At 70.1% G+C, this 17761-nt stretch carries 18 protein-coding genes; 5 read left to right on the plus strand and 13 right to left on the minus strand.

The genetic code is table 11. The features are described 5' to 3' along the window. Positions 1 to 94: 94 nt before the first annotated feature. Positions 95 to 676 (minus strand): GNAT family N-acetyltransferase, encoded by a 582-nt coding sequence (locus FN821_RS14785; RefSeq protein ID WP_165489367.1) that lies wholly within the window; start codon positions 674 to 676, stop codon positions 95 to 97. A 172-nt stretch (positions 677 to 848) separates the two neighbouring features. Between FN821_RS14785 and FN821_RS12510 the strand changes: the two genes are divergently transcribed. From FN821_RS12510 to moaA, 3 genes are read left to right on the plus strand one after another with little or no spacing between them, the layout of a single operon-like run. After that, on the plus strand, positions 849 to 1349 hold the full coding sequence (locus FN821_RS12510; protein ID WP_241660250.1) for a MogA/MoaB family molybdenum cofactor biosynthesis protein: 501 nt from the start codon (positions 849 to 851) through the stop codon (positions 1347 to 1349). Further along, entirely contained in the window at positions 1349 to 1798 is a 450-nt protein-coding gene (locus FN821_RS12515; RefSeq protein WP_131172892.1) for a molybdenum cofactor biosynthesis protein MoaE, read from the plus strand. Before FN821_RS12510 ends, FN821_RS12515 begins: the two co-directional genes overlap by 1 nt. Then, entirely contained in the window at positions 1791 to 2801 is a 1011-nt protein-coding gene (gene moaA, locus FN821_RS12520) for a GTP 3',8-cyclase MoaA (protein ID WP_131172893.1), read from the plus strand. Before FN821_RS12515 ends, moaA begins: the two co-directional genes overlap by 8 nt. Positions 2802 to 3200: 399 nt before the next feature. Here the strand turns inward: moaA and FN821_RS12525 are convergent, their stop codons facing one another. The 4 genes from FN821_RS12525 to FN821_RS12540 are packed head-to-tail and all read right to left on the minus strand — an operon-like array spanning position 3201 to position 6121. Next, on the minus strand, positions 3201 to 3440 hold the full coding sequence (locus FN821_RS12525) for a MoaD/ThiS family protein (protein ID WP_131172894.1): 240 nt from the start codon (positions 3438 to 3440) through the stop codon (positions 3201 to 3203). Then, a complete protein-coding gene (locus FN821_RS12530; protein WP_131172895.1) occupies positions 3440 to 4423 on the minus strand; it encodes an NTP transferase domain-containing protein in 984 nt (327 codons plus the stop codon). Before FN821_RS12530 ends, FN821_RS12525 begins: the two co-directional genes overlap by 1 nt. Next, complete coding sequence (gene moaC, locus FN821_RS12535; RefSeq protein ID WP_131172896.1) at positions 4416 to 4895, minus strand: cyclic pyranopterin monophosphate synthase MoaC; 480 nt, start codon at positions 4893 to 4895, stop codon at positions 4416 to 4418. The genes FN821_RS12530 and moaC overlap by 8 nt, the downstream gene beginning before the upstream one ends. Further along, the gene (locus FN821_RS12540) at positions 4892 to 6121 is read right to left on the minus strand and encodes a molybdopterin molybdotransferase MoeA (protein WP_206662117.1); all 1230 of its coding nucleotides are present in this window, start codon (positions 6119 to 6121) and stop codon (positions 4892 to 4894) included. The genes moaC and FN821_RS12540 overlap by 4 nt, the downstream gene beginning before the upstream one ends. Before the next feature lie 82 nt (positions 6122 to 6203). Here FN821_RS12540 and FN821_RS12545 point away from each other — a divergent pair, with 82 nt between their 5' ends. Continuing rightward, the gene (locus FN821_RS12545) at positions 6204 to 6920 is read left to right on the plus strand and encodes a nitroreductase (protein ID WP_131172897.1); all 717 of its coding nucleotides are present in this window, start codon (positions 6204 to 6206) and stop codon (positions 6918 to 6920) included. Here the strand turns inward: FN821_RS12545 and FN821_RS12550 are convergent, their stop codons facing one another. Together FN821_RS12550 and FN821_RS12555 are read right to left on the minus strand one after the other, a co-directional pair. Beyond that, on the minus strand, positions 6921 to 7643 hold the full coding sequence (locus tag FN821_RS12550; protein ID WP_131172898.1) for a YdcF family protein: 723 nt from the start codon (positions 7641 to 7643) through the stop codon (positions 6921 to 6923). Positions 7644 to 7870: 227 nt separating this feature from the next. Further along, entirely contained in the window at positions 7871 to 8635 is a 765-nt protein-coding gene (locus tag FN821_RS12555) for a HesA/MoeB/ThiF family protein (RefSeq protein ID WP_131172899.1), read from the minus strand. A 103-nt stretch (positions 8636 to 8738) separates the two neighbouring features. Here FN821_RS12555 and FN821_RS12560 point away from each other — a divergent pair, with 103 nt between their 5' ends. After that, entirely contained in the window at positions 8739 to 9203 is a 465-nt protein-coding gene (locus tag FN821_RS12560; protein WP_131172900.1) for a hypothetical protein, read from the plus strand. Positions 9204 to 9249: 46 nt separating this feature from the next. Here FN821_RS12560 and FN821_RS12565 read toward each other — a convergent pair whose 3' ends face one another. From FN821_RS12565 to FN821_RS12590, 6 genes are read right to left on the minus strand one after another with little or no spacing between them, the layout of a single operon-like run. After that, complete coding sequence (locus FN821_RS12565; protein ID WP_131172901.1) at positions 9250 to 9528, minus strand: DUF6457 domain-containing protein; 279 nt, start codon at positions 9526 to 9528, stop codon at positions 9250 to 9252. A 1-nt stretch (position 9529) separates the two neighbouring features. Further along, entirely contained in the window at positions 9530 to 10285 is a 756-nt protein-coding gene (gene narI / locus FN821_RS12570; protein ID WP_131172902.1) for a respiratory nitrate reductase subunit gamma, read from the minus strand. Next, positions 10282 to 11136, minus strand: a complete 855-nt coding sequence (gene narJ / locus FN821_RS12575; protein WP_131172903.1) for a nitrate reductase molybdenum cofactor assembly chaperone — start codon at positions 11134 to 11136, stop codon at positions 10282 to 10284. Before narJ ends, narI begins: the two co-directional genes overlap by 4 nt. Next, entirely contained in the window at positions 11133 to 12887 is a 1755-nt protein-coding gene (gene narH / locus FN821_RS12580; protein WP_131172904.1) for a nitrate reductase subunit beta, read from the minus strand. The genes narJ and narH overlap by 4 nt, the downstream gene beginning before the upstream one ends. Before the next feature lie 16 nt (positions 12888 to 12903). After that, positions 12904 to 16695, minus strand: a complete 3792-nt coding sequence (locus tag FN821_RS12585; protein WP_241660251.1) for a nitrate reductase subunit alpha — start codon at positions 16693 to 16695, stop codon at positions 12904 to 12906. Next, positions 16692 to 17456, minus strand: a complete 765-nt coding sequence (locus tag FN821_RS12590; RefSeq protein ID WP_165489368.1) for a helix-turn-helix transcriptional regulator — start codon at positions 17454 to 17456, stop codon at positions 16692 to 16694. The genes FN821_RS12585 and FN821_RS12590 overlap by 4 nt, the downstream gene beginning before the upstream one ends. Positions 17457 to 17761: the final 305 nt, after the last annotated feature.

Consider the following 17761-nt stretch of genomic DNA (forward strand, 5'->3'; position numbering starts at 1 on the left):
CTGACTCACCCTCGCCGCTCGACAGCCGCGACGGCGACCCACCCGCCACCCACGACCAACCCGCCGTCAGATAGACGCCTTGTTCAGCAGGCTCCTAGAGGCGGTGCATCCGCGACATCGGACGCGAGCCCCACGACTCGCCCGAGTCTGAGCAGAGCCCGTCGCGGACGAAACCGTTGCGCTCGTAGAACCGGACGGCGCGCCGGTTCTCGTCGTAGACCCAGAGATACGCCGGACGCCGACCCGGCAGCGCCGCGTCGAGGAGGGCTTGGCCCAGGCCGGTGCCGTGCGTGTGGGACGCCGTGTAGAGGTGCGAGAGCACGACGTCGGTTGACGCCTTGAACCAGCGTTCGCCGAGGTGCGGCTCCTCCCACTCCTCGGCCCCGAGACCGGCGGAGGCGACCCCCATCACGTCACCGCGGCTGTCGCGGGCGATGAGGTGGCGCCGGAAGGGCTCGCGTCCGGCCGCGTCGGCGCTGGTCGTCTCGGCGATGTCGTCGTGGAGGTGGGCGATCCGTTGGTCGAACTCGGCGCGGCGGGCGTCCCCGAACGCGGCCCCGGCGATGGGCTCGTAGGTGTGCGCCAGGAACTCGATGTGGGCCCGGACGTACGCCTCGGCGTCCTCGGCGGTGACGGCGGCGATGGTGAACGCGACGGACGGCGGCGACAACGGCACGGCGTCCATTCTGGACCTGCGCGGCGTGAGCTGAGGCGGGTCCGGGCAAGAGGATGGTCGCGACGGGAGACGTCCGGTGGTGGCGAGGCATCCCGGCTGCCAGGGCGAGAACGGTCGCGTGCGGGAATCGGCAGGTCGTGGTGTTCGTGGGGCGGTTTGCTACGGTGGCCGGGTGTCTGAGTTCCGTGTGCTGGCCCATGTGATCACCGTGTCGAACCGGTGCTCCGCCGGCGTGCGGGAGGACACGTCCGGGCTGCTGGCGGAGCGAGTGCTGACCGGGTCCGGGTACGAGGTGACCCGAGCGCTGGTGCCGGACGGCGCCGAATCTGTGCGTGCGGCGCTGCTTGGGGGGCTGGCGTCCGGGGCGCGGTTCATCGTGACCTCCGGAGGCACCGGCGTGACCCCGACCGACCGGACGCCCGAGGGCACACTCGACGTCCTCGATCGCGAGCTGCCGGGGCTCGCCGAACTGCTCCGCGCGGACGCCGTCCGCACGACGCCGTTCGGGGCGCTGACGCGCGGTCTCGCCGGGGTCGTGGACGCGACGCCGGACTCGCCCGGAGCGCTCATCGTGAACCTGCCCGGCAAGCCGGTGGCCGTCGAGGAGGGGCTGGCGGTGCTGCTGCCGCTCGTGCCGCACATCCTCGACCAGTTGGCTGGGGGCGATCACTGATGCCGGTCCTGGAGGCGTTCGTCACCGACCAGCCCATCGACTCCGACCGCATGCTGCTGGCCGTCGAGTCGCCGGCCGTGGGGGCGGTGGCGTCCTTCTACGGGGTCATCCGCAACCACGACCCGGAGGCGTCCGGCGAGGTCGTCTCGCTCGACTACACGTGCCATCCGGACGCGGGCCGCATCATCCGCGAGATCGCCGATTCGGTGGTGACCCAGTTGGACCCCGAGGGCGAGGCCCTGGTCGTCGTCGGCCATCGCATCGGACGCCTCGTCGTCGGCGACGCCGCTCTCGTGGCGCACGTCGCCACCGGGCACCGCGGGCTGGCGTTCACCGTCTGCCAGGAGCTCGTCGAACGCATCAAGGCCGAGTTGCCGATCTGGAAGCACCAGCAGGAGGCGTCCGGACGCACCGTCTGGTCCAACCTCGGATTGGACGCCGATGGCTGAGGTCGCCGGGCGGTTGGTCGACACGCACGGGCGCGTCCATCGCGACCTCCGCATCTCGCTGACCGATCACTGCAACCTGCGCTGCACCTACTGCATGCCCGCCGAGGGCGTCGAGTGGCTGCCGCGCGAGACGTTGCTGACGCCCGCCGAGCTGATGCGGATCGTGCGCGTCGCAGTCGGGCTGGGGCTCACCGAGGTGCGGCTGACCGGGGGCGAGCCGCTGTTGCGTCCTGACGTGGTCGAGATCGTCGCCCGGATCGCGGCGTTGACTACCCCGGACGGTGGGCGTCCGGAGGTGTCGATCACGACCAACGGCATCGGGCTGGCCCGGCTCGCCGAGCCGCTGGCGGACGCCGGGCTGACGCGGGTGAACGTGTCGTTGGACACGCTGAGGCCCGAGCGGTTCAAGGCCTTGACGCGGCGCGATCGGCTGGCTGACGTGCTCGCCGGGCTGGACGCCGCGCGCGCCGCCGGACTGGCGCCGATCAAGGTCAACGCGCTGCTGATGCGCGGGGTGAACGATGACGAGGCCGTCGACCTCGTGCGCTGGGCCGTGGATGCCGGGCATGAGCTGCGCTTCATCGAGCACATGCCGCTGGACGCCGGCCACACCTGGCGGCGCGACGAGATGATCACCGGCGCGGAGATCCTGGCCCGGCTCGGTGAGGCGTTCGCGCTGACGCCGATCGCGGGGCGGGGGGCAGCGCCCGCGGAGCGCTGGCTCGTGGACGGCGGACCCGGGTCGGTCGGCGTCATCGCCTCGGTGACGATGCCCTTCTGCGGGGCCTGTGACCGGCTGCGGCTCACCGCCGACGGTCAGGTGCGCAACTGCCTGTTCGCCCGCGACGAGTCGGACCTGCGCGGACCCCTGCGCGCGGGGGCGTCCGATGAGGAACTGGCGGAGATCTTCGTGTCGTGCCTGGTGGCGAAGTTGCCCGGGCACGGCATCAACGAGCCGGGTTTCCTGCAGCCGAGGCGTCCGATGAGCGCGATCGGCGGTTGACACCACTGGCCCATTGATGGCGGGAAAAGTATCGCTAGGCGATACCAATTCCGCCACCTCTCAAAGAGGCATACGTCGGCACTCAAACGACACAGGTCGTCAACGGGCAGGGTGCTGCCCAGGTCGAGAACCGTGTCCTCGACGCAGGTTCGCCGCCACGAGGCGGTGCAGCCTGGCGTGTGGAAGCCCCGCCGCGAGCGCCTGCTCTCGCGACGTCACGTACTCCTGAAGGGTCAAGAGGCGCACGAGGGACGGGGGGAGGTTATGGGCGAACACGTCTTCACAGGGGGCGCCAGAAGCCATTTCTTGGCACCCTGTGGATCACTTCTTCCGCAGATTCTTGGCGGATGCGGTCTCGCTAGGCGATACCCGATCCCGCCAGCAATCCGAAGATTCCGCCTAGCCGCCGGCGAAGGGCGGGAGGATGTCGACGGTCGCGGTCGGGGCCAGAGCTAGGTCGCGATCCTCGCTGCGGGCTCCGTCAACCAGGACCGAGCAGCGACCCAGGACCTTGGCGAAGTCCTCGCCGTGGACGTCGGTGAGCTGGTCGAGCAACGCTCCGAGGGTATCGGCGACCCGCATCTCGGACCCGACCTGGGCCGCAGCCGCAGCAGCGGCGAAGTAGCGGATGGTGGCCATCAGACGTCCTCCTGGGGTGTGGGTGCGGCGTTCGCGGCATCTTCCAAGACTCGGCGTAGATACTCGGGGTCACCCCCGCGGCCGACCGCGATCCCGAGAATATACGCGCTCACCGGGGCCATCGGACGCGCGCCCGCGTGCGCGATCTCGCGGGTCATGTCCAGCACGGCTTCCATGTCGACGAGCGCCGGATCGACTCCGAGCGCCGCGCACGCACGCTCGACGAACGGTGCCCAGGTGTCGCGGTCTTCTGGTTGACGCATCGCGTTTCTCCTTCTCAGGTGAGCATTCCAGCGGGCGTGATCGGCCCAGGTGTCGAGGTCGTCGCCGGACGCATCGTCCGCCGCGACCAACTCCGGCTCAAGCGGGCCCAGCATCCCCCGCACCGACCGGTTCCTGGGGTCACCGTACGCGGCCGCCGCCCGCCGCAGCGCCGCGCTGTCGTAGAGGCCGAGCAGCCACTGCGGGTGCTGATCGCGCCCGCGCAGCGCATAGGCCGACCCGCCCTCGGACGCCGCTGCCCGCAGCGCCGCGACCGCCGCGGGCGCGTCCGGGAGGTCGCAGGCCAGGACGAGCGTCCAGGGCGCCGGCTCGGGGATGGCGTCCAGGCCGGCGACGAGGCCGGCTGCCGGTCCGCTGCCGGCGGGGGTTTCGAGCGTCAGCCGGACGCCGTCGGGCACGTCCACGCGACCCACGACCACGACGGTCGCCGCATCCGGGACGGCGGCGATCACCCGGTCGAGCAGCCGGACGCCGCCCACGACCAAGTCAGCCTTCGAGACGCCGCCCAGCCGGGATCCGCGCCCCCCGGCGAGGATGATCGCGTCGTACTTCAGCGCCGACGCTCCATGGCCGAGGGAGCTGCCTCGCTCGCCGCCGGACACCACGTCCACCGGGCTTTCAGTCAGGCTGTCGGTCTGCGTCCGATGCAGCGGTGCCCGGCCCGCGGCCAGCGGCCCCTCGGGGTCGTGCCGATCACTCATCTCGGGTCCACGTTCCCGAGCGTCCGCCCTCCTTGGCCAGCAGCCGGACGTCGGCGATGTGTGCGCCGCGATCGCGGCCCTTGATCATGTCGATCACGTTCAGCGCGGCCACGGCGACGGCGGTCAGCGCTTCCATCTCGACGCCGGTCCGGTCGGCCGTGCGAACCGTCGCCACGATGTCCACCCCGGCGTCGGTGATGGTGAGATCGACCGTCACGCCGTGCACGCCGATGATGTGCGCCAACGGCAGCAGCTCGGGCGTCTTCTTCGCCCCCGCGATCCCCGCGACCCGCGCGACCGCGAGCACATCGCCCTTGGGCACGGACCCGTCGCGCAGCAGCGCGACCGTCTCCGGCGAGCACCGCACCGATCCGGCCGCCGTCGCCGCGCGCACCGTCGGCGTCTTGGCGGTCACGTCGACCATCCGCGCCTGCCCGGCTCCGTCGAGATGGGTGAACGGCTGGTCGCTCATGCCAAGCTCCTTGTCAGCAGTACATCGCCGGGCTGCACGGACGTCACGTCCTCCGGCACGGACGCCAGCGCGTCGGCCAGCGCGAGCGCGCTGACCATGTGGGACGCCGACCCGCGCCGGTGCGCCCGCCGCAGGCGTCGGACGCCGTCGGCGTCGGTCTCGATACTCACGGGGACGAACTGGCGGCGTCCGGCGTGGGACGACCACGTGTCGTCGGCGACGGCCGCGGACCAGGTCCGCGCCGGACGACCCTGCAGCCGATCGATCACCGGACGCACGAACAGCTCGTAGCTCACCGCCGCCGACAAGGGGTTCCCGGGCAGCGCCAGCACCGGCACGACCCGGCCGGACGGCGTCCGCCACCGCGCGAATCCCTGGGGCTTGCCGGGCTGCATGAAGACGGCCCGGAACTGCGCGTCGCCGCGCTCGGCCAGCACGATCCGCACGACGTCGTAGTCGCCGACGCTCACCCCTCCCGAGAGCACGACCAGGTCGGCGTGCTCGGCGAGGGCGTCGAGGCCGGCGGCGAAGGCGTCCGGATCGTCCGGCAACACCGAGACCCTCAGCACCTCGGCCCCGTCGCGGCGGGCGGCCTCGGCGAGGAACGTCGAGTTCGACTCGTAGATCTCACCGCGCGCGAGGTCGCGTCCGGGAGGCGAGAGTTCGTCGCCGGTCGAGGCGACGTTCACGATCGGACGCCGCACGACGGCCACCTCGTCGCGTCCGCAGGCGGCGACCAGGGCCAGCGCGCGGGCGTCCAGGACGTGGCCCGGCGCCAGCACCGCGTCGCCGACGGCCAGGTCCTCGCCAGGGTGCCGGACGTTGGCGCCCGCCGGCACCACCTCGTTGACCACGATGCTGCCATCAGCCTCGGTCACCAGCTCGCGCTGGATCACCGTGTCGCACCCGGTCGGCACCGGCGCGCCCGTCATGATGCGCGCGCACTGGCCGGATCCAACGGCTGGGTCCTCGGACGACCCTGCGGGCACGTCCGCGACCTCGAGCAAAACCGCCCCCACCGCGAGATCGTCACCGTGCACCGCGAACCCGTCCATGCCCGAGTTGGTGAACGCCGGGACCGGTCCGCGGCTCGTGACCGGCTCGGCGAGCGTCAGCCCGGCGGCTCGGGTGTAGGGCTCCATGAAGACGTCGTCGAGGGGCGCGACCAGGCTCAGGACCTCGTCCAGATACTGCTCGACCGTCCGCGTGGGGCGTGGCTCGTTCACCCGTCGGTTCTACCACGCCCGCCGCCTCCGGGCGACCCGGTCGCCACCGATGTGTCCGCCCGCGCGCGCCTAGACTGCGCGGGTGCTCGCAGAAGATTTCTCCGCCTTGGCGCGGCAGCGTTACAGCGTCCGGGACTTCCGCCCCGACCCCATCCCGGACGCCGTCCTGGACGCCATCCTCGGCGACGCCGCCTTCTCGCCGAGCTGGAGCAACACGCGTCCGTACTGCCTCGCGGTCGCGTCCGGTGAGCGCAAGGACCGACTGAAGGACGCCTACGTCAAGGCCTTCACCGAGGCGCTGCCGCTGCAGCGCAAGGAGCCGGCCGCGATCCTCAGGGCCACGCTGCTGCGCCGCTGGCCGGACGCCGACTACAAGACCTGGGGCCGCTACCCGGACGCCTTGCGCGAGCGCAGCGTCAAGGTGGGCAAGGGTCTGTACACCCATCTGGGCATCGCCCGCGAGGATCGCGCCGCCCGCGACGCCAAGGCTCAGCGTCACCTCGAGTTCCACGGTGCCCCGACGGTGGGCTTCGTGTTCGTGCACGAAGGCCTGATGCCCTTCGCCGCCCTGGACGCCGGACTCATGCTGCAGACCCTGTTCTTGTCGGCGACGGCGCACGGCCTCGGGTCGTGCGCCCTGGGCGTCCTGACGACGTGGCGGCATCCGGTGGACGCCGAGTTCGACGTGCCGAAGGACTACAAGCTGATCACCGGCTTCTTGCTGGGCTACCCGAGCGAGCACCCGGTCAACGCGTTCCGGGCGGAGCATCCGCCGGTCGAGCAGGCGCGTCCGCGCTAGTCAGAGCAGGGACGCCGCGAGCGCCAGGCTCTCGCGTAGGTAGTTCGTCGGCCAGAAGTACCACGGCGTGGGGCAGCTCAGGTGGGTGGCCTTCAGCCCGGACGCCGCCGCGATCCGCTCGGCCCGGACGACGTGGAACTCGCTCGTGACGAAGGCCACGGAGTACCCGGCGGGCAGCGTGGCGTCCAGCAGGCGCCGCGAGAACGCGAAGTTCTCCTCGGTCGAGGTCGCCCGGTCCTCGACCAGCACGGACGCCTCCGGCACGCCGTGCGCGACCAAGTACGCGCGCATCGCGTCGCCCTCCGGCAGGTCCTCGCCCGGACCCTGGCCGCCCGTCACCACCACGAGCGCGTGCGGGTTGAGGGCGTGGTACGCCAGCGCGGCGTCCAGGCGTCGCTCGAGCGTCGGCGACAACGTCGACCCATGCACCGCGGCCCCCAGCACGACCACCGCGTCCTCGCGGTAGGTGACCGTGTTTCGCGTCCCGGACCAGCCCAGGAAGCCCGCCAGCCCCACCATCGCTGCGGTCAGCAGCGTGGCGACCACGTGCAGCAGCCGCGGCAGGCGGCGGTAGGCCGCCGCCCAGATCAAGAAGAACAGTCCGGACGCCGCCACGAGCGCCATGCCCACGTTCCGGTTCGCCGTCATGGCCAGCCAGGCAGCGTTGGCGATCAAGGCGAGCCCGAGGACGCCGAGCACCGCCCTGACCACGGTGTGGGCCACTGCGCGAGGTGGCCGGGGGGTGGCCGACGCTGCGGCCGCCGCGAGAGCTCGTGGAGCCCTGGTCCGATTCCCTTGAGGACGTCGAGGCTGCGTCCGGACGGCGGCCGAGTCGTCCGGACCGGTGACGGTCAGGTCCGCGGGCGCAACGGAGTCTCGCTGACGCGCGCCGCTGAGGCGTCCAGGCGGAGGCGGCCGTTCGGTGGCCGAGTCGTCCGGGCCGGTCACGATCAGGCCCGGGGACGCAGCGGGATCTCGTGGATCCGAGCGCCCAGCACGTCGAGGTAGGCGACGCGGCCGACCAACGGCTCGCCGGCCCCAGTGATCAGCTTGATAGCCTCGGCGGCCATCATCGCCCCGACCTGGCCCGTCATGGCCCCGAGCACCCCGGCACCGATCACCTCGGCGTTCGCGGAGGCGTCCGGCACCTCGGGGAACAGGTCCCGCAGTTGGGGGCCGCCGACCGCGGACCAGAACACCGAGACCTGGGCCGACGTCCGGAACACCGCCGCCCACACCTCCGGCAGCCCCAACGCGACACACGCGTCGTTGATCACGTAGCGGGCGGCGAAGTTGTCGGTGCAGTCGAGCACCACGTCGTAGTCGGCGAAGATGCCGGGCGCGTTCTCGGCATCCAGCCGGACGAGGTGCTCAACCACCCGAACCCCGGAGTCGATCCCGGTCAGCCGCGCGGACGCCGACGTCGTCTTCGCCACCCCGACGGACGCCTCGTCGTGCAGGACCTGACGCTGCAGGTTGTGAATCTCGACCACGTCGCTGTCGACGATGCCCAGCGTGCCCACCCCGGCCGCCGCCAGGTACAGCAGCGCGGGAGAGCCCAGCCCACCCGCCCCGATCGACAGGACGCGCGCGTTGCGGAGTCGCCGCTGACCCAGCTCGCCGATCTCGGGGATGGTCAGGTGCCGCGCGTACCGGTACCGCTCGGCGTCCGACAGCTCAGGCACGGGCGAGACGAGCGGAAGGGGGAGATCCATCGCGCCACCCTACGACAAGACCCCGACCTGGGGCAGACTAGCCCGAACGAGTAGGCCGATCGACGGCCCGGCCACCCAGGCCCCGACAGGGACGGAGTTGACGATGACCGACACCATGACCGCGGCAGCGAAGCAGCGGGTTCGAGACGAATGGGTCGCTCGCGCGCGTGCCGCCGCCGAGTCGTGGACGACGAACGTCGCCGCGACCAGCGCCGCCGCCACCGTCGACGAGGACGAGAGCCACGACATCGACGCCACCTGGCAGGCCGACACCGACGGCGATCTGGCCGGCATCTTCTCCGAGCAGGGTTACGCGCAGCGGCTCGACCTGAACATCCTGGAGCAGATCGACTTCTCCCTGACCGACGTGGTGCGGCCGGGGGCGATCGTGGGCATCGACGGTCACCGCGATGTCGTCGGCATCTCAGGCGAACCGTTCGAGGTCGACGGCGTCACCTACGAGACGATTTCGACCGAGGCGCCGCTCTACGCCGCGATCGAGGGCCTCCGCCTGGGCGACACCTACGAGTTCCGCGGACAGGAGCACACGATCGACTTCCTGGCCTGACCCGGCGACGTGCCCTCGGGCGGCCCACCGGGCCGCCCGAGCTGGCTTACCGGGTCGCCGACTCGCGGACGACGTCGACGATCGCGTCCCGAAGTTCGTCGGCGGGGCGTCCGTGCGCCCCGACGGCGAGCCCGAGGATGTAGGCGGCCACCGGCGCCATCGGCCGCTGGAACTCGTGCGCGACCACGCGCGTCAGCGAGTGGATGAGCTCCACGTCCACCCCCGCGGCGTCCACGCCGAGGGCGTCCGCGACCCGATCGATCCACGGACGCCACAGGGCGTCGTCCAGGTCGTGCCGGACGCGCTCGTCGGTTTCTGTCGTCATGTCAGCCTCGCTTCGAGGTGGGGGAGTCCCACGTTTTCTGGGGGACGCCGAGGCCCGATCCGGGACGCCCGCCGGGCCCGTCGCCTGCCGAGCGGTAGACGATGTATGGCCTGGTCAGGTAGCCGATCGGCGCGCTGAACACGTGGACCAGCCGCGTGAACGGCCAGACCAGGATCAGCAGGAACGCCAAGACGGCGTGCACCTGGAACTGCAGGGGGGCGTCCACCATCAGGCTCGCGTCAGGACGCAACATGAACACGCTGCGGAACCACCGCGAGACGCCCAGCCGGTAGTTGTAGGCATCGTGCGAGACGTCCAGCGCGGTCGAGAGGGTGTTCCACATGCCGAAGGCGATCACGAGGCCGAGCAGCAGGTACATCAGCTTGTCGTTCCAGGTCGTGGCCTGAAAGACGGTCGAGGTCGTCCGGCGGCGGAACACCAAGATGGCGAAGCCGACCACGATCATCGCGCCTGACACCAGTCCGCCGACGACGGCGAACAGGTGGTAGAGGTGCTGTTCGATGCCGAGGCCGTCGGTCCAGGTCTTGGGGATGACCAGGCCCATCAGGTGCCCCATCAACGCGATGAGGAGGCCCACGTGGAACAGCGGGGAGCCGATGCGCAGCAGCTTGGATTCGTAGAGCTGGGACGAACGTGACGTCCAGCCGAACTGGTCGTAGCGGTAGCGCCAGATCAGTCCGCCGACGAACGTGGCCAGCGCCAGATAGGGGAAGACGACCCAGAGAAAGGTGCTCATGCGTAGCTCCTCGCGGTTGCTGAGGCCCGCCCTGAGCTTGTCGAAGCATCGAGTTCGGCGTCGGCGGCGGGATGGGGATTGAGGCGGGGATCGAGGGCGTAGGCGTCCATGCCGACCTCCTCGCCGGGGGGTCCCTCAGCGAGCAGTTGGGCCACCGCGGCCTCCCCGTCGCCGTCGAGGGGCGGCAGGGTGGCGATGAGGGCGAGGACCCCGTCCAGCCAGGCCGAGCCCTTGTCGGTCAGGGCCAGACGCAGCAGTTCGATGCCGGCGCGGTGCTCGGTGAGCAGCTTCCAGGCGATGTCGGTCGCCCCGGACGCCCCCGCCTCGCACACGACGCACAGGTGGTCGGGCAGCTCGTCGTCGCCGATCGCGAGCCCTGCGGCGCGGTAGGCCTGCTTGAACCGCACCAGCGCCACGCCCCGCTTGCGGGTGTCGCCGAAGGCGTAGTAGGTCAGGTGTAGGGCGCACTTGCGGGTGTGGTCGAAGGTGGCCACGTACTGCGCCTGCAGCGTCGCCAGGTTTGACGCCGCCACGTGCGTCGCGAGCCGCACCAGCGGCGTCCGGATGGGCTCTGGCAGTCGAGCGGACGCCGCGATGATCACCGGCGCCGCGGCGACGGTCGCTTCGGTCGGGTAGTCCAGCAGCACCGAGACCGACTGCCAGGCCGTCGCCAGGTCGGACGCCGACAGCGCCGGCTTCGACTTCTTCCGCAGGCCGAGGACGCCGCCGACGAACGAGCCGAAGCCGGATTTGCCGGCGACGTCGCCGGACCGCGCTTGCGAACCAGCCAGAAGGGCGGTTTCTGCTCGGTCGGGAGACGCCACCGTCAGATCACGCTTGGCCCGGCTCATCGCTCGCCCTGATCCGGACGCGGGTCGACGACGCCGGGGACGCCGGGCTCCTCCTCGCCGGCATGGACCAGGCTCGGGCCCGTCACCGGTCGCTCGGACTCGGCACCAGGAATGCCGCTCCGGTCGGCCACATCGTCCGGGGTGGCCTTGCCGGGCATGCCCTTGCCGTCCCAGGTGAGGTAGGACACCGATCCCGGCACCTGGCTCATCTCGTCGGCCTGCATGCGGGCCTTGGTCTCGCGCAAGGTCTGGATCGCGACCGGCACCGGCCCACCAGAGCCCGAGCCGAACGCCCCACCCGAGCCGCCGCCGCCCACCGGGCAGTCGGTGGCCAGCTCTTCGAGGGCGTGCGCCTGCTCGCGGTGTGCGGTCGGGATCACGTACCGCTCGTCGTACTTGGCGATCGCGAGCAGCCGGAACATCTCCTTGACTTCGGCGCCCGTCATACCAACCGCGGCAGCGATGGACTCCTGCTCGGGGCGTCCAAGGTTGACGTCGCGCATGAACGACCGCATGGCGGCCAGCTTGTCGAGGACGCGCCGCACGGGCGCCACATCGCCGGCCGTGAACAGGTTGGCCAGGTACTCGATCGGGATGCGCAGCGCGTCGATCGCGCCGAACAGGTTGTTGGCGTCCTCGCCGTCGTGGCCGGAGTTGCGCAGGGCGTCCGAGATGGGCGACAGCGGCGGGATGTACCAGACCATGGGCATCGTCCGGTACTCCGGATGCAGCGGCAGCGCCACCTTGTAGTCGACGATCAGCCGCAGCACCGGCGACTTCTTGGCCGCCTCGATCCAGTCGACCGGGATGCCCTGGCGTTCGGCCTCGGCGGCGATCGCCGGATCACGCGGGTCGAGGAAGACGCCGCGCTGCGCCTCGTACAGATCCTGATCGTTCTTCGCGGACGCCGCCGCCAGCACCCCGTCCGCGTCGTAGAGCATCAGCCCGATGTAGCGGAGGCGTCCGACACAGGTCTCGGAGCACACGGTCGGGATGCCGACCTCGATCCGCGGATAGCAGAACGTGCACTTCTCGGCCTTGCCGGTCGAGTGGTTGAAGTAGATCTTCTTGTAGGGGCAGCCCGAGATGCACATGCGCCAGCCGCGGCACTTGTTCTGGTCGACCAGGACGATGCCGTCCTCGGTGCGCTTGTAGATCGCGCCCGACGGGCAGGACGCCGCACAGCTCGGGTTGAGGCAGTGCTCGCAGATGCGCGGCAGGTAGAACATGAACGTCTGCTCGAACTCGAACTTCACCTTGTCGGCGATGCCCTTGAGCATCGGGTCGTCGGCGCCGGTGGCGTAGGTGCCGCCGAGGTCGTCGTCCCAGTTGGCGCCCCACTTCACCTGCATCGGCTTGCCCGACAACATCGAGTGCGGACGCGCCACCGGGAAGTTCTTCTGCGCCGGGGCGTTGAGCAGGGTCTCGTAGTCGTAGGTCCAGGGCTCGTAGTAGTCGTCGACGCCCGGCATCTTGGGGTTGGCGAAGATCATCGAGAGGCGGTGCAGGCGGCCGCCGCCCTTCAGGGCGAGTCGTCCGTTGCGCTTGAGCGTCCAGCCACCCTTCCACTTCTCCTGGTCCTCGTAGCGGCGCGGGTAGCCGAGCCCCGGGCGCGTCTCGACGTTGTTGAACCACACGTACTCGGTGCCCGTGCGGTTGGTCCAAGCCTGCTTGCAGGTCACCGAGCAGGTGTGACAGCCGATGCACTTGTCGAGGTTCATCACCATCGACATCTGAGCCATGATGCGCATGTCGAAAGTCCCCTTCTCAGTACTCGACCGACTGCGAGCGTTTGCGGATCATCGTGACTTCGTCTCGGTTGTTGCCCGTGGGTCCGAGGTAGTTGAAGGCGAACGCCAGCTGCGCGTAGCCGCCGATGATGTGAGAGGGCTTGATCATGATCCGCGTCAGCGAGTTGTGGATGCCGCCGCGGCGTCCGTTCTTCTCGGTCAGGGGCACGTCGATGAGCCGATCTTGGGAGTGGTACATATAAATCGTCCCCTTCGGCATGCGGTGCGAGACGATCGCCCGGGCGTTCACGACGCCATTGCGGTTCACGAGCTCGACCCAGTCGTTGTCGGCGATACCGACCTTCTCGGCGTCCTCGACCGACATCCAGATCTGCTGCCCGCCGCGCGACAGTTGCTGCATGAACCAGTTGTCCTGGTATTGGCTGTGGATCGCCCACTTGAAATGCGGGGTCAGGTAGCGCACCGAGACGCCCAGCGCGTTCGTCTCGCCCAGCGGCGTCTCGCCGAACAGGTGCGTCATGTTGAGCGGACCGCGATAGGTCGGCAGGCATTCGCCGAGCGCCTGCATCCAGTCGTGGTCGAGGTAGAAGTGCTGGCGTCCGGTCAGGGTGTGCCAGGGCTTCAGCCGCTCGACGTTGATGGTGAACGGCGAGTAGCGGCGTCCACCGGTCTCGGAGCCCGACCACTCGGGCGACGTGATGACAGGCGTCGGCTGCCCCACGATCTCGGCGAAGGTGATGATCTTGCCCTCGTGCTCAGCGGCCAGGTCGTGCAGTTGGATGCCCGTCCGCTTCTCCAGGGTCTTGAAGCCCTGCGTCGCGAGGTGCCCGTTGGTCGTGCCGGCCAGGGCCATGATGGTTTCGGCCACCTGGATTCCGTTGTCCAGCTTCGGACGCCCGTCGCTCGGCCCGACCCCCGTCCGGACGCCGTTGCGGCCCTTCAGGTAGGTGATGGCCGAGTTCACGTCGACCGTCACGGCCTTGGTGGTGGTGCCGAGCTTGTCGAGGACCGGTCCGATCGAGCCGTACTTCTCGCCGATCTTGGTGTAGTCGCGCTCGACGGCGATGATCTTCGGCATCGTCACGCCCGGGATCGGGTCGACCTCGCCGGTCTTCCAGTCGCGGACCTGCCCGTGCGGGGTCGCCATGGCGTCCGGGCTGTCGTGCATCAGCGGCACCGCGACCGCGTCCGTGCGGGTGCCCAGATGCGTGACGGCGAACTCGCTGAGCTTGTTGGCGAGCAGCCCGAAGATGTCCCAGTCCGTCTTGGCCTGCCACGGCGGGTTGATCGCCGGCGTGAACGGGTGGATGAACGGGTGCATGTCCGTGGTGTTGATGTCGTGCTTCTCGTACCAGGTCGCGGCCGGGAGGATCACGTCGGACATCAGGGTTGACGAGGTCATCCGGAAGTCGAGGGTGAGCAGCATGTCGAGCTTGCCCTCGGGTGCCTGGGGACGCCAGTTGATGTCCTTCGGCCGTTGGCCTTCGGGCGCCTCGGACGCCGTCACCGCGTGATCGGTGCCCAGCAGGTGCTTGAGGAAGTACTCGTCACCCTTGGCCGAGTTGCCGAACAGGTTGGCGCGCCACAGCGTCAGCGCGCGTGGCCAGTTCTCTTCGGCGTCCGGATCCTCGACGGCGAACTTCAGGCTGCCGTCTTTGAGGGACGCCGCGACGTACGGCGCGACCTCCTGGCCGGCCGCCTTGGCGTCATCGGCCAGCTGCAGCGGGTTGCGGTCGAACGTCGGGTAGGTGGGCATCCAGCCCGAGCGGGCCGACTGCGCGAACAGGTCCGCGGTCGTCCGACCCTCGAAGGCGCCGTTGCCGACCTCGCCCGCGGCCAGAACGTCGGCGTTGAACGTGTCGTAGCGCCACTGGTCGGTGTTGATGTACCAGTAGCCCGTCTGGATCATCTGCCGCGGCGGACGGCTCCAGTCGAGCCCGAACGCCATCTGCGCCCAGCCCGTGATCGGACGCGCCTTCTCCTGGCCCACGTAGTGCGCCCAGCCGCCACCATTGCGACCCTGACAACCGGTGATGGTCGTCAGCATGAGCATCGTCCGGTAGATCAGGTCGGAGTGGTACCAGTGGTTGGTGCCCGCGCCCATGACGATCATCGAGCGGCCCTGGGTGTCCTCGGCGTTCTGGGCGAACTCCCGCGCGATGCGCGCCACCAAGGCGGCCTCGACGCCGGTGATCGTCTCCTGCCACGCGGGGGTATAGAGGCCCTCGACGTCGTCGTAGTCGGCCGGCCAGTCGCCCGGCAGGCCGGGGCGTCCGACGCCGTACTGCGCCAACATCAGGTCGAACACCGTCGTCACCAGCCGGTCGCCGACGCGCCGAACCGGGACGCCGCGGGTCACCGGCGCCGCGGTGCCGTCCGGGGTGTCGAAGGACGGCAGGGTCAGCCGGACGGTTTCGACCGGCTGAGCCGCCGTGGTGGGGGCTTCGACCGGCTCAGCCACCGTGGTCCCTGAGCGTGTCGCAGGCACGTTCCCTGTGCTTGTCGAAGGGCCGGCGAGGGTCAGCAGCGGCGCGAGGTCGCCGAGGTCCAGGTTCCATTTGCCCATGCCGGACTCGCCGAAGCGGTGACCGAGCGTCCCGTTGGGAACAGCCGGGGCGTCCGTGGCGCCGTCCCACAGCGCGGGCTTGAACATGGCGTTCTCGGAGTCCTGCGCGGCGTTGGGGAAGTCGCCCGCGACCAGGAACTTGCCCGGCTTGTACGAGCCGTCGGCCTGGGCGTCCAAGGTGACGAGGAACGGCAGGTCCGTGTACTGCTTGACGTAGCCGTCGAAGTACGGCGTCGTCTTGTCGACGAAGAACTCCTTGAGGACGACGTGGCCCATCGCCATGCCTAGCGCGCCGTCGGTGCCGGGTGCGACCGGCAGCCACTCGTCGGCGAATTTGACGTTCTCGGCGTAGTCGGGGCTCATCGCGACGACCTTCTGGCCGCGGTAGCGGGCCTCGGTCATCCAGTGCGCGTCCGGCGTGCGGGTCATCGGGATGTTGGAGCCCCACATGATGAGGTAGCCGGCGTCCCACCAGTCGCCCGACTCGGGCACGTCGGTCTGGTCGCCGAACACCTGCGGCGACGCGACCGGCAGGTCGGCGTACCAGTCGTAGAAGCTCAGCATCGAGCCGCCGATGAGGCTGGTGTAGCGCGCGCCGGACGCGTGGCTCACCATCGACATGGCCGGGATCGGCGAGAAGCCCGCGATGCGGTCGGGGCCCCACCGCTTGATCGTGTAGGTGTGGGACGCCGCGACCATCTCGACCGCCTCGTCCCAGGACGCGCGCACGAGGCCACCCTTGCCGCGCGCGGATTTGTAGAGCTTGGCCTTCGCCGGGTCCTGAACGATGGACGCCCACGCCAGCACCGGATCTCCGTGCTCGGCCTTCGCCGCCCGGTAGAGGTCGAGCAGGACGCCGCGGATGTAGGGGTAGCGGATGCGCGTCGGCGAGTAGGTGTACCACGAGAACGCGGCGCCGCGCGGGCAGCCGCGGGGCTCGTAGTCGGGCTTGTCCGGGCCGGGGGAGGGGTAGTCGGTCTGCTGGGCCTCCCACGTGATGATGCCGTCCTTGACGTACACCTTCCAGCTGCAGGAGCCGGTGCAGTTCACGCCGTGGGTCGAGCGAACGACCTTGTCGTAGGCCCACCGGTCGCGGTAGAACCAGTCCGCTCGGCCGCCTTCGGCGTACAGGGCGCGCTTGTCGCCGCTGACCTCGGCTTTGGTGAAGAACCGCCGGGTGCCGACGAGAGCGTCCGCGAGAGGGCCGTCGATGCCGGCCGGACGCCGCTGGGTATCGGTCACTGTTCCTCCTGGTGGCGGAAGTTTCGGGCGGTGGAGACGCGGGCGATGCACAGGTCTGGCTCGATGAAGGGGACCAGGCCGATGGCGGCCCGGTCTTCGCCGAGGGTCGCCATCGTTGCCTGGATGAGGCCGCGATGGACGCCGCAGGCGACGCCCGGGTTCACCTGGGCCAGCTCGCGGATCGGGCAGTCGTTGAGACCGAGCTCGACCGTCTGGCCGTCGTCGGTCGTCGAGAGCTTGGTGGTGTAGCCCCAGGTCTGGAGCACATCGACGAGGGCGCCGGCCTTCGCGAGGAAGTGCCCGGGGGTCTTGGCCGGGGACAGGCCCAGCCCCTCGGGGACGAACTTGTCGCGGTTGCGCTCGACCCACTGGGCGGCGGCCTCTTCCGCGGTCTGGGGGACGCCCTCGGACTGGGCGTCCAGGAAGGAGTCGGCCAGCAGCCCCGCGAGCAGGCGGTAGGTGCCCGGCTCGCTGGTGGTGATGCTGCCCGGGTTGGCGACGTAGTGGCGGCGGGGGCGTCCGACACTGACCTTGACGTCATGCGCCAGCAGCAAGCCGCCGCCGAGCAACTGGTCGACGTGGAAGCGGACGGTCGTCGCGTGCAGTCCGATGCGGTCGCCCAGTTCGGACGCCGTAAGGCCCTCCGCCCTCGTGCGCGGCTCGTCGGCGGTGCTGGCGACGGGCAGGTTGCCCAGGATCTGCATGATTTCGCGGCGGACGGGGGACGTCAGCAGCGCCATCGGCGAGGCCTCGGTGGTCAACGGTGACTCCTTTATCGAACATAAAAATGAGTTCGCGTCGTCCAGCATAGGAGTTGTGGCCGGTCAATGTCACGAATTGTGTCCAGCGTCGGCTCGTCGAGGCGGGGTGGCGGCGGCGTGGTCCCTGAGGCTGGCCCTGACCTGCCTTGACCAGGCGCTGCCTGATCGCGGGCTATGAGGCGGACTTATTATGGGATAGGGGCGGCTGGTGGGGGTGAGCGACGCGGGCCGGGGCGTGGTCGGGGTCCACCGGGTCGCTCGAATGCCTACGTGACCAACGAGCCCTCTGGTGCGCCCTGTGGTGC

The organism is Propioniciclava tarda, from assembly GCF_900182665.1.
Classification (GTDB): Bacteria; Actinomycetota; Actinomycetes; order Propionibacteriales; family Propionibacteriaceae; genus Propioniciclava; species Propioniciclava tarda.